This window comes from Paenalcaligenes sp. Me52 (assembly GCF_050487965.1).
Lineage (GTDB): Bacteria > Pseudomonadota > Gammaproteobacteria > Burkholderiales > Burkholderiaceae_B > Paenalcaligenes.
The window spans coordinates 72,881-89,355 of the sequence record NZ_JBKQFO010000002.1 but is presented as its reverse complement, the minus strand read 5'-3'; the positions used below and the strand labels follow the sequence as shown (position 1 = coordinate 89,355).

Annotated in this window: 14 protein-coding genes; 7 read left to right on the top strand and 7 right to left on the bottom strand. The window is 50.7% G+C overall.

Annotation, left to right across the window (positions count from 1 at the left end):
* Nucleotides 1-26 precede the first annotated feature (26 nt).
* Nucleotides 27-683, top strand: a complete 657-nt coding sequence (locus tag ACLO87_RS11610; RefSeq protein WP_135865052.1) for an OmpA family protein — start codon at nucleotides 27-29, stop codon at nucleotides 681-683.
* A 236-nt stretch (nucleotides 684-919) separates the two neighbouring features.
* Here the strand turns inward: ACLO87_RS11610 and ACLO87_RS11605 are convergent, their stop codons facing one another.
* The 6 genes from ACLO87_RS11605 to ACLO87_RS11580 form a co-directional block, all read right to left on the bottom strand.
* Nucleotides 920-1,261 carry a DUF6616 family protein gene (locus tag ACLO87_RS11605; protein WP_430223788.1) on the bottom strand — a complete coding sequence of 114 codons (342 nt, stop codon included), beginning with the start codon at nucleotides 1,259-1,261 and terminating at the stop codon, nucleotides 920-922.
* Between the two features lie 254 nt (nucleotides 1,262-1,515).
* Nucleotides 1,516-5,169 carry a hydantoinase B/oxoprolinase family protein gene (locus ACLO87_RS11600; RefSeq protein ID WP_430223787.1) on the bottom strand — a complete coding sequence of 1,218 codons (3,654 nt, stop codon included), beginning with the start codon at nucleotides 5,167-5,169 and terminating at the stop codon, nucleotides 1,516-1,518.
* Between the two features lie 125 nt (nucleotides 5,170-5,294).
* Entirely contained in the window at nucleotides 5,295-6,590 is a 1,296-nt protein-coding gene (locus tag ACLO87_RS11595) for a TRAP transporter large permease (protein ID WP_135865046.1), read from the bottom strand.
* Nucleotides 6,591-6,592: 2 nt separating this feature from the next.
* Nucleotides 6,593-7,075, bottom strand: a complete 483-nt coding sequence (locus ACLO87_RS11590) for a TRAP transporter small permease (RefSeq protein WP_135865044.1) — start codon at nucleotides 7,073-7,075, stop codon at nucleotides 6,593-6,595.
* Between the two features lie 15 nt (nucleotides 7,076-7,090).
* A complete protein-coding gene (locus ACLO87_RS11585; protein WP_430223786.1) occupies nucleotides 7,091-8,059 on the bottom strand; it encodes a TRAP transporter substrate-binding protein in 969 nt (322 codons plus the stop codon).
* Nucleotides 8,060-8,110: 51 nt separating this feature from the next.
* Nucleotides 8,111-8,767, bottom strand: coding sequence for a DUF4286 family protein (locus ACLO87_RS11580; protein ID WP_135867117.1), 657 nt, complete (start codon nucleotides 8,765-8,767; stop codon nucleotides 8,111-8,113).
* 370 nt (nucleotides 8,768-9,137) lie between these two features.
* Here ACLO87_RS11580 and ACLO87_RS11575 point away from each other — a divergent pair, with 370 nt between their 5' ends.
* The 6 genes from ACLO87_RS11575 (at nucleotide 9,138) to ACLO87_RS11550 (ending at nucleotide 14,525) form a co-directional block, all read left to right on the top strand.
* A complete protein-coding gene (locus tag ACLO87_RS11575; RefSeq protein WP_135866530.1) occupies nucleotides 9,138-10,124 on the top strand; it encodes a Tim44 domain-containing protein in 987 nt (328 codons plus the stop codon).
* Nucleotides 10,125-10,282: 158 nt separating this feature from the next.
* Entirely contained in the window at nucleotides 10,283-10,909 is a 627-nt protein-coding gene (locus ACLO87_RS11570) for a ubiquinone biosynthesis accessory factor UbiJ (RefSeq protein WP_135866532.1), read from the top strand.
* Nucleotides 10,903-12,462 carry a ubiquinone biosynthesis regulatory protein kinase UbiB gene (gene ubiB, locus ACLO87_RS11565; protein ID WP_135866534.1) on the top strand — a complete coding sequence of 520 codons (1,560 nt, stop codon included), beginning with the start codon at nucleotides 10,903-10,905 and terminating at the stop codon, nucleotides 12,460-12,462. Before ACLO87_RS11570 ends, ubiB begins: the two co-directional genes overlap by 7 nt.
* A gap of 87 nt (nucleotides 12,463-12,549) precedes the next feature.
* Entirely contained in the window at nucleotides 12,550-13,410 is an 861-nt protein-coding gene (locus ACLO87_RS11560) for a ferritin family protein (protein ID WP_135866536.1), read from the top strand.
* Between the two features lie 2 nt (nucleotides 13,411-13,412).
* Complete coding sequence (locus ACLO87_RS11555) at nucleotides 13,413-13,898, top strand: adenylyltransferase/cytidyltransferase family protein (protein WP_430224064.1); 486 nt, start codon at nucleotides 13,413-13,415, stop codon at nucleotides 13,896-13,898.
* Nucleotides 13,899-13,901: 3 nt separating this feature from the next.
* Entirely contained in the window at nucleotides 13,902-14,525 is a 624-nt protein-coding gene (locus ACLO87_RS11550) for a LysE/ArgO family amino acid transporter (protein ID WP_135867075.1), read from the top strand.
* Between the two features lie 606 nt (nucleotides 14,526-15,131).
* Here ACLO87_RS11550 and ACLO87_RS11545 read toward each other — a convergent pair.
* Nucleotides 15,132-16,436 (bottom strand): TolC family outer membrane protein, encoded by a 1,305-nt coding sequence (locus ACLO87_RS11545; RefSeq protein WP_430223785.1) that lies wholly within the window; start codon nucleotides 16,434-16,436, stop codon nucleotides 15,132-15,134.
* Nucleotides 16,437-16,475: the final 39 nt, after the last annotated feature.

The following is a 16,475-nucleotide window of genomic DNA, read 5'->3' as shown; positions in this document are numbered from 1 at the left end:
CGGTAGTTTTTCTAGGAATAATACTTATGAAAACCTCTTTAAAACTCAACAGGCTAGTGGCATGCATAGGCGCAGCAGCAGTGATGACTGGCTGTGCAAGTATGGAAGGTAAAGGCGGCGATACCGCAATGGGTTCTGGTATTGGCGCAGCGATTGGTGCTGGGTTAGGGGTATTGATTGGCGATAGTACAGAGGGCGCGTTGATAGGCGCAGGTATTGGTGCAGTCGCTGGTGGTATCGTGGGTTATAACTGGTCGGCCATTAAAAACGATGTAGAGAAGTCCGGTGCTAGTGACCTGGGCGTAGCGGTGACCGAGATGCCAGATGGCACCTTGCGAGTACACATTCCTAGCAACGTATCCTTTGAGTCCGGACAATACCAGCTCAAACCAGCATTGTTGCCTGTGTTGGATAGCGTGGCTCGTGCATTGATTCAGCACCCAGAATTGCGTGCTAAAGCAATTGGCTACACCGATAACACAGGTTCCTTACAGTTGAACCAAACACTGTCGCTGGAGCGTGCTCAAGCCGTGACAGGTTATATGGCTAACCAAGGCGTACCGCCATCACATATGATGGATGAAGGCCGTGGCCCGAATAATCCTATTGCTAGCAACGACACACCCGAAGGCCGTTCGTTGAACCGCCGTGTAGAGTTGTTCTTGTATGCAGTGAAGCCGTAACGATTTCAGAGCAGCGAGCAGCAATGAAGCCTCGGGAGACCGGGGCTTTGTTGTGTGTGGCAGAGTTTTCCTTCATCGCTTGCCAGGGTTTTTATATGGCAGCTATTGGTAGAGCGAGGCACGGATGTAATGGCTCGCGTCCTAGCTAAGGAAAGACGGTAAGCCAACCACCATTTGGGTAAGGTGGTAGTGGAGTAAGAAGCTCAGTGAATGCTGAGACTCAAACGCTACCTCCATCACACTGCTATTAACGCCTCAAGATGCTGAGCAAAATCCCCCTCTGCTCCTGCTGCATTGATGTGATCGAAATACGCATACCAGCCACTGGCTTTAATCCCTGCCAATAAAGCATCACGCGTTTGTGCATTTGGAAAACGCCAGATACCTAGAAAACGGTTCTGGCTATTCTGGTCTATGCCGGGCTCAACTTCAGTCAGCGTCAACACTTCTACACCCATGCTGGATAACCCGCTCATTGCGCTGCCTATGTTACCTAGGAACTCTTGGCGCTGTTCTGACGTTAACGCCTTCCAGCTTGCATTAGGCGTGTAGAGCTCTACAAGATAGTGGTGTGACATGTGATTTCCTTTATGTGAGATGTAGTGTGGTGAGTAGCTGGTGGAGACTAATAGAAAGGCAGTTAAGCCATAGTCTGAATGTGTTATGTCGCCATATAGTATGGCGACTAATTAATAAATTATGATTCTAAATCTTGAATAAAGCAATCTACATATACAGCACTGGCAGCATGTGGCTGTAGTGAGAGCATAAAAAAAGGGGATGAACAAAAACTACACGTTCATCCCCAGCACCAACTAATTACCGCAATGTATTACGCTTTACCGAAACCACCACCACCTGGGGTTTGGATCACGAAAACATCACCGGGCTGCATCTCTGCAGAACCCGTAGCGCCAATTTCTTCTTGGCTGCCATCGGTACGAATCACATAGCTGCGACCTACTTCACCAGACTCACCGCCTTCCAGACCAAACGGTGCTACACGGCGACGGTTAGACAAAATAGAGGCTGTCATGTTTTCCAAGAAACGTACGCGACGCGTACCACCGTTACCGCCAGACGCTGCACCTTTACCGCCACTATTAGGACGGATGGTGAAGCTTTCCAAGAGTACTGGGAAGCGCCACTCCAACACCTCAGGGTCAGTCAGTCTGGAGTTAGTCATGTGGGTTTGCACCACGTCGGTACCATCAAAGAACTGACGCTCACCGGTTTCTGGGTGATAACGGAAGCCTGCACCTGAACCACCCGAGATAGTCTCGTAGTACTGGTGGGTATCATTACCAAAGGTGAAGTTGTTCATCGTGCCTTGTGCACCTGACATCACACCTAATGCACCGTATAGCGCATCAGTAATTACCTGAGAGGTTTCCACGTTACCGGCCACTGTCGCTGCAGGAGGGTTAGGGTTCAGCATGCAACCTTGTGGAATCTTCACGGTGATAGGTTTCAGGCAGCCTGCGTTCATCGGGATGTCGTCATCTACCAGTGTGCGGAATACGTACAACACCGCAGCCATACATACAGCAGATGGGGCGTTGAAGTTATTTTCCAGTTGTTCAGATGTACCGGTGAAATCAATCACAGCGCTACGCGTTGCGGCGTCTACTTTCACATGTACGTTAATCACCGCACCGCTGTCCATTTCATAACGGAAATGACCATCTTTCAGCACACCAATCACACGGCGAACGGCTTCTTCGGCGTTATCTTGTACGTGCTGCATGTAGGCTTGCACAACGTCTAGACCAAAGGTACCTACCATGCGGCGCAGTTCTTGCACGCCTTTTTCGTTGGCGGCGATTTGAGCACGCAAGTCGGCAATGTTCTGTTCTACGTTACGAGCAGGGTGTGGACCGCTGCCTAGCAATTCACGCAAAGCCGCTTCACGCATCAAACCGTTTTCTACCAGTTTGAAGTTGTCGATCAGCACACCTTCATCAATCACGGTACGGCTGTTTGGTGGCATGGAACCTGGGGTAATACCGCCTACGTCTGCATGGTGACCACGTGATGCGACGAAGAACAGAATGTCTTTGCCAGCAGTGTCGAACACTGGAGTGACCACGGTGATGTCGGGTAGATGAGTACCGCCGTTATACGGGTCGTTCAGTACGTAGCTGTCGCCTGGGCGCATTTTGCCACTGTTACGACGGATAACGGTTTTGATACTTTCGCCCATAGAGCCTAAGTGCACGGGCATGTGCGGTGCGTTAGCAATCAGGTTGCCATCGGCATCAAACAGGGCGCACGAGAAGTCCAGACGCTCTTTGATGTTGACCGAGAACGCTGTGTTCGCAAGGGTTGCCCCCATCTGTTCAGCAATAGACATGAACAGGTTATTAAAGATCTCCAGCATCACTGGGTCTACATCGGTACCAATCGCGTTCTCACGACGTTGTGCAACAGCACGGGTCATCAGGATTTCGCCACCGCCCAGAATTTCCAACTGCCAGTCAGGTTCCACAATGGTTGTGCCGCTGGCATCACAAATGATGGCAGGGCCTAACAGATGGGAGCCAGGTTGCAGGTCAGCACGCTGGTAAATCGGGCACTGGTGTTGTTGGTCATGTGAGAACAAGGCAGCGGTGCTGGCGGCGTTTGCGGTTTGTGCGCTGGCAGCAGGGGCTACGGCGGCCACAGGGCTTTGCTCGGAGCTGGCACCAATGGCTTCTACCGATACGGCTTCTACGATGAGTTTTTTGTCTGGCATCAAGAAGCTGTAGCGCTGCAAGTAGCTGGCTTCAAACTCAGCTTGCATCGCTGCCAAGTCGCCGTAGTTCACAAGCAGTGCAGAGTCTGTACCTTCGTAGCGCAGGTGAGCGCGTTGCAGCATGTTAATCCGTTGTGCTGGCACACCTTGAGCCAAGACTTCAGCGCTAGCTTGTTCAGCCAACAGTGCTAGTTGCTCTTCGTACAGCGGGATATTGGCGTCGTTCAGTTCAGCCTCTACGCTGATTTCACGCATGGCAGTAATGTCAGCCAAGCCCATGCCGTAGGCCGACAGCACACCAGCAAAGGGGTGAATCAAGACGCGGCTAATACCCAATGAGTCAGCCACCAAACACGCATGTTGACCACCTGCGCCACCGAAAGAAACCAAGGTGTAGCGGCTGACATCGTAGCCACGCTCAATGGAAATTTTCTTCACAGCGTTGGCCATATTAGCCACAGCAATATTCAAGAAGCCTTCAGCCACTTGTTCTGGCGTGTGATCACGGCCAGTGCTTTCTTTGATTTGTGCAGCAAGTTCTGTGAACTTCTGGCGCACGATATCGCGGTCCAGTGGCTGATCTGCTTTAGGGCCAAAGATGCTTGGGAAAAATTCTGGTTGAATCTTACCCAGCATGACGTTGCAGTCGGTCACGGTCAGCGGGCCGCCGTTGCGGTAGGCAGCAGGGCCTGGGAAAGCACCAGCAGAGTCTGGGCCCACACGCATACGCGCACCGTCAAAGTGCACAATAGAACCACCACCCGCAGCTACGGTGTGGATGTTCATCATCGGCGCACGCAAACGCACACCGGCCACAATGGTTTCAAAGGTACGCTCGAACTCGCCGTCATAGTGAGACACGTCAGTAGACGTACCACCCATGTCAAAGCCGATCAGTTGCGATGCACCTGTGGCGGCCGCTGTACGAGCCATACCGACGATACCGCCAGCAGGGCCAGACAATACGGAGTCTTTGCCTTGGAAAGAGTGTGCCGAGGTTAAACCGCCGTTGGACTGCATGAACATCAGGCGTACGCCATCCAGTTCGCTGGCAACACGGTTCACATAACGACGCAAGATGGGGGATAAGTAGGCATCAACCACAGTGGTATCGCCCCTACCTACTAGTTTCATCAAGGGGCTGACTTCGTGGGAAACCGATACCTGACCAAAGCCCATTTCACGCGCCAATTCGGCGATGATTTGTTCGTGTTGGGTGTAGCGGTAACCGTGCATCAGCACAATAGCCAATGCGCGGTAGCCAGCATCGTAGGCTTCTTGTAGTTGGGCACGTACAGCATCTTTATCTAGGGCTTTTTCAACCGTGCCGTCTGCACGAATACGCTCGTCCACTTCTACTACATGCTGGTACAACAGTTCAGGCAAGTGGATTTGACGGTCAAAAATACGTGGACGGGCTTGGTAACCAATACGCAGCGCATCTTTAAAGCCACGCGTAGTGAACAGTACAGTAGGTTCGCCTTTACGCTCCAACAGGGCATTGGTAGCGACCGTTGTACCCATTTTCACAGCTTCGATCTGCTCGCTAGGAATAGGGGCATCCACTGCCAAGCCCAACAGGTGTCGAATACCTGCCAGAGCGGCATCTGGGTATTGTGCTGGGTTATCAGAAAGCAATTTGTGCGTCAGCAAATGACCGTCGGGGTGGCGGGCCACGATGTCAGTAAAGGTGCCTCCACGGTCTACCCAAAATTGCCATTTAGAAGTTGGGAGCGTTGTATCTAGTGTCATACCAAGTCCTTCGTTGTAGCGTCGTAGGAATAATTCAGCGTAAGGGGGCCCGGACCCCTGTCAACAGGGGCCTAAGCATTGTTAGTAAGTTAAGGTGGCTGCCTGCCGTGTAGCAGGCAGCGGTGTTACATAGCGTTAGGCAACCACATGACAATTTCCGGGAAAATGGTGACCAGCGCGGTGGCCAAGACCAGTATCCAGAAAAACGGTAGTGCCATCTTCACCAGTTCAAACAAGTTTTTGCCGGTGATGTTTTGAATAACGAACAGGTTGAAACCAATAGGTGGCGTAATTTGTGCCATTTCTACGGTCAGAATCAGGTAAATACCAAACCAGATAGGATCAATACCTGCAGCTAATACGGTAGGCATCAATACTGACGTGGTCAGCACGATCAGCGAAATACCATCCAAGAACGCGCCTAGCAAGATGAAGAACACAGTTAGCGCGGCGATCAAGGCGTAAGGGCTAAGGTTCAACGAGGCAATCCATGATGCTAGGTTGCTGGGCATACCTGTAAAACTCATGGCACTAGTCAGGAAGCTGGCACCGATCAAGATGAACGAAATCATGCAAGATGTACGTACAGCGCCCATCAAGCTTGCGGAAAACGATTTCCAGTTCAGCGAGCGACCTACACCAGCAATAATCAGTGAACCAATTACCCCAATAACGGCTGCTTCGGTTGCGGTAGCGATACCAGCGTAGATAGAACCGATCACACCAGCGATCAGTAGCACTACAGGTAGCAATAAGCGCAAGCGGTACAGTTTTTCGCGCAGGGTGATTTCTTCTACTTCTTTAGGAATACCACCAGGATTGCGCAGTGACCACAAGGCGATATAACCGGAGAACAGGAAGATCATCATGATGCCGGGCAAAATACCGGCAATAAACAGCTTGATGATAGAAACCTGTGCCGCCACCGCGTACACAATCATGACGATAGAAGGGGGGATCAGCAGACCCAAAGTACCTGCACCAGCCAGAGAGCCAATACTGATACCTTCATCGTAACCACGAGACTTCAACTCTGGTAGCGAAATACGGCCAATAGTGGCAGCCGTTGCAGCCGAAGACCCACTCACGGCAGCAAAAATACCGCAACCTACTGTGTTGACGTGTACCAAACGACCAGGCAGGCGTTGTAGCAATGGGCCCAACCCTTTAAACATGTCTTCTGCTAGACGAGTGCGATACAGAATCTCGCCCATCCAGATAAACAGCGGTAAGGCTGTTAACGACCAGCTGGCCGCAGAATCCCACGCTTTGGTAGCGAAAATAATACCGGCAGGGCTATCGGCAAACAGCATTAAGCTGATCATGCCACAGGCAACCAGAACGATAGCAACCCATACCCCCATGCTCAAAAGCAAGAGCAAGGAGACGATGAGGATGATGGCTTGAGTTAAATCACCCATGATCAGTTATCCTCCAGTGGCTGGTTACGCAGACAGCAAACAAGCCGACGGAGCAACATGAGTGTGAAAATGCAGAGGCCTATGGGCATACCAAACTGTGGAATCCACATCGGTACGGTCACAATGCCTTGTGATACATCATTAAATAGGTAGGATTCGTAGACGAACTCCACCACGTAGTAAGACATCCAGATGCTGAAACACAGTGCTAGCAGTGTTGCTAACAGTTCATAAGGCTTATGTAGGCCTTTAGGTAAGAACTGTAGAATGAGCGTCACACGAATGTGTTCACCGCGTAGCATGGTGTAAGGCAGCGCCAGGAAAATAGACGACGCCATTGCCCATGCCGCAAACTCGTCTGAGCTGGGGATCATTTTCCCCATCATGCGGCTAATAATTTGGGCAGTGACCAAAATTCCAATGAGGCAGAGAAAGCATGCAGCGATTACGCCGCATGCTTTGGCCAAGTTTTCTAGCCATTTCATAAACAATAAGCCTGTTTAGTTACCGCGGTAGGCATCAAGGATTTTCTGCCCGTCAGGCCCAGCTTTTGCCAACCATTCGTCTGCCATTGTTGCGCCGATTTTTTGCATGTCAGCACGTACAGCATCAGGTGGTGGCAATACGGTCATGCCGTTGTCGCTTAGTGTTTTAGTCAGCGCTTCAGTGCGCTCACGGCCCATTTGCCAGCCACGTGTCTCGGCACGCTCAGAGGCAGCCAACAAAGCAGTTTGCTCAGCTTCGCTCAGGCGAGAGAATGCGCGCTTATTAACGATCACGAAGTTCAATGGGATAAAGGCTTGCACATCGTAGTAGTGCGATACGTAATCCCATGCTTGGGTATCTACACCAGTAGAAGGCGAGGTGATCATGGAGTCAATCACACCTGTAGAGAAAGCTTGAGGCACTTCTTGGGAGTTCACGGTTGTTGGTGTAGCGCCCATCAGCGTAGCCAAACGGCTGGTGGCTGCGCTGTAAGAGCGGAAGCGTGAACCGTCTAAATCATCCAAAGAGCTGATTTCTTTTTTGGTGTAGAAGCCTTGTGATGGCCATGGTGCGGCATACAACAGCATTAAGCCTTGTTTGTCCAAACGTTCCGCGATGGAAGGTCTAGCCAGATTCCACAACTTTTGAGCCTCATCAAATGAGGTAGCCAAAAACGGCACGCTGTCTACTTCGTACATAGCGTCTTCATTGCCGTTAATAGACATCAGCGCTTCACCAATTTGGATCACGCCTTGTTGCACGCCACGTTTTACTTCAGGGCGTTTCAGCAAAATACTGTTGGACTGTACATTGATTTTCAAGGAGCCATTGGTGGCTTCTTCAACGTCTTTAGCAAACTCACGTACGTTAATTGTTAGGTAGTTGTTATCAGGCTGTTCTGCACTCATGGTCCATGTGGTAGCCGCTTGTGCGGTACCTGCAATGGCCAACATGCAAGACACGGTTAACAGTTTTTTTATCATTCTATAACTCCTCCAACGAGTGAAAAAAGTGCTACGGGTGTTGATATACGGTTATGAGCGAGAAAGGTCGCTAGAACGTAAGTCCCACAGCAAGGAGAAGGTGGTGGCACAGGTGCCATCCAACTTGAACTCCTCAACAATCCAACGAGACACGGCAGCTGCAACCGGCTCGGTGGTCGTGTCGATAATCAACACGGGTTCCAGTATACGGTTGGATGTGTCTTCCGATGGTAAAGGAGTAGACAGCTCCGTATCTGGGGTAAGCAGACGCAGTGCCAGAACACCATCCATTTGTTTTTGGATTTGTTCAGCAATACGGCTAACTTGTTCGGCTGTAGCCTGATCACCTAAGGTAATCAGCGCAATGGCAGCACCTGTGCCAAAACCAGCCAAGGGCTGTACTTTCATGACGCGGCGCTGGCTGTTTTGCATACGACTAAAATTACTCAGCGACCATGCTGTTTGGTGCTGGAATGCCTGCTGATAAGTGGGGCTATGGAATACCGATATATCTTCGGTGCGATATAGCGCCAGGTAGCGGCGTTCGTTTTGTGGGTTTTTGTAGCGTCTGGCCCAGCAAAAGCCCGGGATGGCAGCGCGTTCTTCCATATGTTCGCGGTCATACCATTGGTTGAAGTCGTCCTCATAGGTAGGATCAACGTTCGTCCAGATGAACAGTTCACCTGGTGTGCGCTGGGCAGAAGTCATATAAAAGTCCCCAATATAGTAGGTATAGGTTCAGGCTATTGTGTGCAGACTCGACTTTATGCTCAATCAGTTTATTTTGGTGTTGAGTGATAAGAAATATTTATATGCCCCGCAACGCCAGTGTTTAAGGGCGTTTGTGGCGTATTGATAGAGTGAGCGAAGGGGCCAAATAGGGGGAAAACCCGATACTGAGAAAAAGCCTAGTCATAGAGCCTGCCAACGAGTAGTGATTTTTTTGTAATTAATGGTGGTGCAAAAGGCTAGCTTTATGCTAATGTTCAGCTTCTAGTAAGCTATTTGTCAGTCTGTGTCTGACAAAGCCCTCATAAGACACACGACACATGATGTAGTCGTGAGCAAGGAGTCATAGATGATTTCGCAACGATTTTCCCGTGTACTGGCTACGATGCTGATCGCGGTATCAGCCGCCGGTATGCTGGCAGTTTCCTTTGATGCAGAAGCACGTCGCATGGGCGGTGGCAAAAGCCTTGGCCGTCAGTCCTCGAACGTGACTCAGCAACGTCAAGCTGTTACGCCTCCTGCAGCTGCTAACACTACTCAACGTAGCGCAGCACCAGCTGCTGGCGCAGCGGCAGCCGGCACAGCAGCTAAGTCTGGCATGTCCCGTTTCTTGGGCCCTCTGGCAGGTATCGCTGCTGGTCTAGGTATTGCAGCACTGTTGTCCAGCATGGGTCTGGGCGGCGCGATGTTGGAATTCTTGTCTAGCGCAATCCTGATCGGTATTGTGGTCTTTGGTGTGATGTTCTTGATCCGTCGTTTGCGTGGTGCAGGTTCTCGTACTGCCACTCAAGGTGCCGGTAACGTGAATAATCAATACCGTCAGTCTAACGACCCAGGTATGCAGCCTCAGTACCCACGTGCTGCACAGCCAGCGCCTGCAGCTCCTGTTTCTGCTGCACCCGCAGCGGCCGCCGCTTATGCAGCGCCAGAGCAAACAGAAGTTGATCCTAGCTGGTTCATTCCCGCTGACTTTGATATCACTTCTTTCTTGGCAAACTCCAAACAGCGCTTCGTGGAAATCCAAGCTCTGTGGGATAAAGGCGATGTAAACGCACTGCGCGAATACTTGACCGACGACTTGCTGATCGAAGCTACACCACAAATTCAGCAGCGTGAAAGCGATGACAGTTCCACAGAAGTGGTATTGCTGAACGCTGAATTGCTGGGTATCGAGAAAGTAGCGGGTGGTCACTTAGCTAGCATCCGTTACTCCGGTATGCTGCGTGAAGGCCAAGGTACAGAAGCGTTCCGCTTTGAAGAAGTATGGAATCTGTACAAAGAAGACAACGCTGGCTGGCTGGTGGCTGGTATTCAGCAGTTGACTGTCAACGACTGATAGAAGGTTGTTGGGTCATCCTAGCGACAAACGCTATACCTATACCGTGGTGTAGCGTTTGTTTTTATCCTTGTTGTGTGCGTGATAAACAAGGCTACGGGTTACACTAGGGCATTTCCTATGTTACCTGCAGGGTGATCGTGTCAGAGGCAAATTTCATGTCAGTAGTTCCGGATTTCTTGCATCCTGCTCGTATGGGGGTGCGCTTGATCAACCGATTGTTAGTGCGCGATGAATGGGCACAGGCACGGTTGGCGGCGTTTTCCGGGCATAGTGTGCGTGTAGAGGCGGGGCTGTTACGGTTTCAATGCAGTATTACCGCTGATGGCCAACTACAGCACTGCGATTCTTCTGTCTTGCCTGACGTGACACTAACGTTACCGGCAGAACGACTTTCCCAAATTCCTTCCGTACTACAAGGTGGTGATCCCACCGCGCTCACGCAATTGATGCGTATCGAAGGTGAGGCTGCATTGGCCAATGTGGTGGCCGACTTAGCGCAGTCACTACGCCCTGATGTGGAAGGTGAGTTAGCCGCTGTGGTAGGTGATATACCGGCTGTGCGTTTGCTGTCAGGGGCTAAAAGTCTTTTTGATGGCAGCCGTAAAACAGTACGAAATGCCGCAGAAAACCTAGGTGAATATCTAGGTGAAGAAAGTGACCTCTTAGTGTCACACAGTCGTTATCAGATGTGGAAAGCGCGTCTCCAGCAAGTGGAGCAAGCACTAGAGCGCACCGAGCAAGCTGTACAACGTCTTGAGCAGAAAAAGAGGTTGTCATGCTGATGAGTTTTTGCCGTTTCTTCTACATTCTTTACATCGCTTTTAAGTACCGTTTAGATGAATTAGTGCTGTCCAGCATTCGTCATCCTTGGGCGGTGCGTTTGCTGCGTATTGTACGGTTTGGGCGTGCGCCTAAGCTGCCACGTGGTGAGCGTTTACGTTTGGCACTGGAGTCCTTAGGGCCTGTGTTCGTGAAGTTTGGGCAGGTGTTGTCCACACGACGCGATTTGATTCCTTTGGATGTGGCCGAAGAGCTTGCCTTGCTGCAAGACCGCGTGCCACCGTTTGACTCTCAAGTGTCAGCCAAAATTGTAGAGCAGGCACTGGGTGCACCTACCAACAAACTGTTTAAACATTTTGAAGTAGACCCTGTTGCGTCTGCGTCTATTGCGCAAGTGCACTTCGCGGTACTGCATAATGGCCGTGAAGTTGCCGTAAAGGTACTGCGCCCAGGTATGCGCGAGGTCATCGACAAAGACTTGGCGTTGATGCGTACGATGGCGCGTTTAGTAGAAAAAACAGGGCCAGATGGCCGTCGTTTGCGCCCACGTGAAGTTGTTGCTGAGTTCGAAAAGTACCTGCACGACGAGCTGGATTTAATCCGTGAGGCCTCCAACTGCAGTCAGTTACGACGTAATTTTGTCGAGACTCCTGAACGTGTTGAACTCTTGATGGTGCCTGAAGTGCACTGGGATTACTGCGCCCACAATGTGTTCACCATGGACAGAATGCGTGGCATCCCTGTGAATCAGATTCAACGCTTGCGTGATGCAGGGGTGGATCTGAAACAGGTAGCGCGCAAAGGGGTAGAGATTTTCTTTACCCAAGTGTTTGCCGATGGATTCTTCCATGCTGACATGCATCCAGGCAATATCCGTATTTCTGATGATCCCGATACTTTCGGGCGCTACATAGCACTGGATTTCGGTATTGTGGGGTCGTTGTCTGAGTTTGATAAAAACTACTTGGCACAGAATTTCTTGGCTTTTTTCCGTCGCGACTATCGTCGTGTGGCACAACTGCATATAGAGTCCGGTTGGGTGCCCGCTGATACGCGCGAAGAAGAATTGGAGGGGGCGGTGCGCGCGGTATGTGAACCGCACTTTGATCGTCCCTTGTCACAAATATCGTTAGGGCAGGTGTTGTTGCGTCTGTTCCAAACATCGCGGCGCTTTAATGTGGAGATTCAGCCGCAATTGGTGTTGCTGCAAAAAACATTGTTGAACGTCGAAGGTATGGGGCGTGACCTAGATCCTGAGCTGGATCTATGGGATACCGCCAAACCGTATCTAGAAAAATGGATGTATCAACGCATTGGGCCACAGGGCCTGAAGCAGCAACTTAAAAAGGAAGCCGGTCAGTGGGCACAGATCATGCCACAGTTGCCACGTTTGGTTTTCGATAATCTGAGTCGGCCAGATACTACGCCGGTGGTCCTACAGGAATTACGCCAGTTACGCGTGGCCCAAGAGCAGAACAATAGGTTAATGACCGTATTGTGTGCATTGTTGGCTGTGATCGTGGGTTTGGTGCTGTGGGCTGTAAAAGTATTGTAGTGTCGTACTCACAGTTACGACGCTGACATAATTCTGAGAACTGCACACTCTACGATAAGTGTGTCGATTTACCCCCGAGGATGAGAGATGTTATATCCCGAGTTGTTCAAATCCATGGAAGCTGTACGCTGGAACCTGTCGCATGACATTCCCTGGGATGACTATGATGCGTCCAAGCTGACTGATGAACAGGCTTATACCATCAAGATGAATGCCATTACCGAGTGGGCTGCTTTGCCTGCTACGGAAATGTTCTTACGTGATTTTCGCAATGACAGTGACTTTTCGTCCTTCATGTCGATTTGGTTCTTTGAAGAGCAGAAGCACTCCTTAGTGCTGATGGAGTATCTGCGTAGATTCCGCCCTGAGTTGGTGCCTACAGAAGAAGAACTGCATAACGTACGTTTTGAGTTTGATCCTGCCCCTGCAATGGAAACCATGATGCTGCACTTCTGCGGCGAGGTGCGGTTGAATCACTGGTATAGACGCGCTGCTGACTGGCATACCGAGCCAGTTATCCAAGCTATTTACAAAATTGTGGCTCAAGACGAAGCCCGTCACGCGGGAGCTTACCTGCGTTACATGCGTCGTGCTTTGGCTACGCCTAACGATGCAACCAAACTAGAAACACGCTTGGCGTTTTCTAAAATTGGTGTGTTGATGGCGTCTGCGCACCGTACTGCGCAAGCGTTGCACCCTACCAATTTGCACGTTAACAAAGATATGTACCCTGACGACACCGTACAGTCCAAACTGCCGTCACCAGGTTGGTTAGAGCACTGGTTGGATGACCAAATCCGCTTTGATAAAGAGTGGGAAGGTAAAGTGTCCACCCGTATTCTGCACAACATGTCGTTGTTGATGGGCGAAGACTTTAAGTCGGTACAAGAGCTAAACCGCTACCGTAAAGACTTAAGCAAACAACAGCAATTGATCGTAACGGCCTAACGATTATGGCAATCACCTTTGAGCAAAAAATCTACACACCTGAAGCACTAGCCAGCGCGGTAGAGCGTGGCGAATTGCCACGTCCGTTGGTATTTACGAATGGTGTGTTTGATATCTTGCACCGTGGACATGTGAGCTATCTGGATGCGGCATCACAACTGGGCGCAAGCTTGGTGGTGGCCATCAATACCGATGCTTCTGTGCGCCGCTTGGGCAAAGGGGATGATCGGCCGTTAAATGGTGAACAAGACCGTGCTGCATTGTTAGCAGCACTGTCTTCCACCAGCGCAGTGACGTTCTTTGCTGAGGATACGCCAGAAGCCATTATCGCTGCCTTAAAGCCAGATTTGATCGTCAAAGGTGGTGATTACGATATGGAAAAACTGCCAGAAACAGCATTGGTGCGCAGTTGGGGCGGTGATGCGGTAGCCATAGACTTTGAGTTCGACAGGTCTACTACGGCGCTGGTACGTAAAATTCGCCAATAAACCATGGAACAGGCTTTTTTACAGGGCGCAGTCTTAGGCCTAGGCTTGATCGTGGCTATTGGCGCGCAAAATGTCTTTGTACTAAAGCAAGGCTTATTGCGTCAGCATGTGTTTTGGGTAGCGTTGATTTGCACCGTTTGCGACATCATCTTGATGGGCGCAGGCGTGTTTGGTGTGGGCACGCTGCTCAGCCAGAGCGCAACGCTGACACGCGTGTTGGCCTTTCTAGGGGCTGCATTTGTAGCGTACTACGGTCTCAGAGCGTGGCGCAGTGCGTGGTTAGGCAGCAGTGGCATGCACTTGGACGGCACCGCCGCGACAGTCAGCTTAAAGCGCGTCGTACTGATCACCTTAGCCATCACCTTGTTGAACCCCCATGTGTACGTGGATACATTGCTCCTGGTGGGCGGTATTGCAGCTACCTACGAAGAGCAGCATAAGCTGGGCTTCTGGTTAGGTACCAGCGTAGCTTCCATCGTGTGGTTCTTCTCTATCGCCTATGGGGCGGTGTTGTTATCACCGTGGCTGCGCAGCCGTTTAGTCTGGCGCGTCATCGATACGCTGATAGGCGTGTTTATGATGTGGATTGCTTGGTATCTAATCCAATATGGCATAGCCAGCGCGTAGCGGATATCTTGGGCTACGAATACGTCTTCTTTCTTGTGCTCTTGTTTAGATAGAGATATTCGTTAAAGCTCGCTTATCAATCACTGCCTGCCGTAGCCTACGGCTGCGAAAGTATTTTTTAATTTGTACACCAAATAAAAAAACACTTCCCTCCGCCTTCCCTTCATCGCTTACCACGGTTTTTATTTCGGTAGTTGCTGGCAGTGAGCCGTCTTTCTGTAGTAGCTCACGGGAAATGTTAGTGGCGCTGTAGCTCTACTCATGTTTGGAAGTGTAGAAACATGGAGTGATGCCTTGCTAGTGTGCTTTGAGGCAGATGCCTACTAGGGTGCTAGCAATTGACTGCCGCAGCCTCTTTGTCATTGCTTGCCACGAATTTGAGATAGGTCGCCGTTGAGGGTGTGTACTTGTGCGGCGGGAAATATTATGGCTAAAAAAAAGGGTTGTAAGCTTCACCACATTCAAAACAACCGAGGGACGGAGAGGAAACTTTTTTGATTTGGTGTCTCAAATCACAAAAAGTATTCCTGCAGTCCCTAGCATGTGCGATGAATGCTGTGCCCCACGGTATGTGCGATAAACACCGCCACCGATAAGGGGGCGTGTTTACGCCGCCGGCTGTGGTTGATCTAGCAGCGCGTCTAACGCCTGCAGATCCTCATCATTCAGCGTGCCCGCAGCTTCTTTCAAACGCAGACTATTTAACAGCGTGTCATAACGTGCTTTGGATAACGCACGTTGAGTTTCATACAGCTGTTGCTGCGCATTCAGAACGTCAATATTAATACGTACACCCACCTCATAAGCCAACTCGTTGGCATCCAATGAAGCTTGGCTGGAACGTTCTGCCGCTTGCAAAGCGCGTACTTGTAGCAGCCCCATATTCACGTCGGTGAAGTATTGGCGTGCAGCAGTAATGGCATTGCGTTTGGCGTCTTCTTTCTCGAAATTCTGTTGCTGTAAGCGAGCTGTTTGCTCACGTACGCGAGAGGAAATCGCACCACCTGAGTACAGAGGGATATTCAACTCTAAGCCTATGCTGCTATCCAGAGCACGGGGTGAGCGACTGTCTTGGTACACACCTTGTTGGTTGCTGCTGCCAGTACGGGCCTGCAAAGACAGGGTAGGAGCATGCTCATTTTTGGCGGCATCCAAAGCGGCTTGGGTGCTTAACCAGTTAAGTTCTGCCTTCAGCACACTAAGATTGCTTTGCGAGGCTTGTGTGGCCCACGTTTCTGGTTGGGCAGGCTCTGGTGTGGGTAGGTTGTTGGTGGATAACCCATTTAACACCGGAGCAGGCTCAGCAATCAGAGCTTCAAGTGCTTGTTGCTGTACTTGTAAGTGGCTTTCGGCGGCCACAATAGAGCTGTTCACCAAATCCAGTCTAGCTTTGGCTTCGTAAGCGTCGGTGATGGATGTTCCACCTAGCTCAAACGAGGCCTCGGATGCTTGTAATTGGTGGGTAACGGCTTGACGTTGGGCATACAGCGAGCGCAGTGTATCTTGCGCAGTCAGCACATTAAAGTAGGTTTGTGCCACACGAATCATTAGCTGTTGGCGCGCTTGCTCTTCGTTTAGCACAGCTACAGCAGCCAAGTGTTTGGAGCGTTCGTAGAGACTGTAGGCTTGCAAATCAACAATCACCTGACTAAGTGTCAGGTTCCATTGATTCATGTTGCTATGGCCATGCTGCTTAAGTGTGCTGGCTCTACGACGATCAGTAGTACCGGCTTGAGCATTACCCTGTAGATGGGGCAATAGCTGTGCTTTAGCCTGATTGATTTGCTCTTGGTCAGCAGTACTGGCATAGCGTGTGGCGGCATAAGCCGGGTCACGCGCTAAAGCCAGCTCCCAAATATCAAGCAAACCTGCAGCAGAGGCAGGAAGTGCTGTGTACAGGGAGCTGAACAATAAGATGCTCAGCGTGCGCCGCAAAGGGCGGCGACGGGA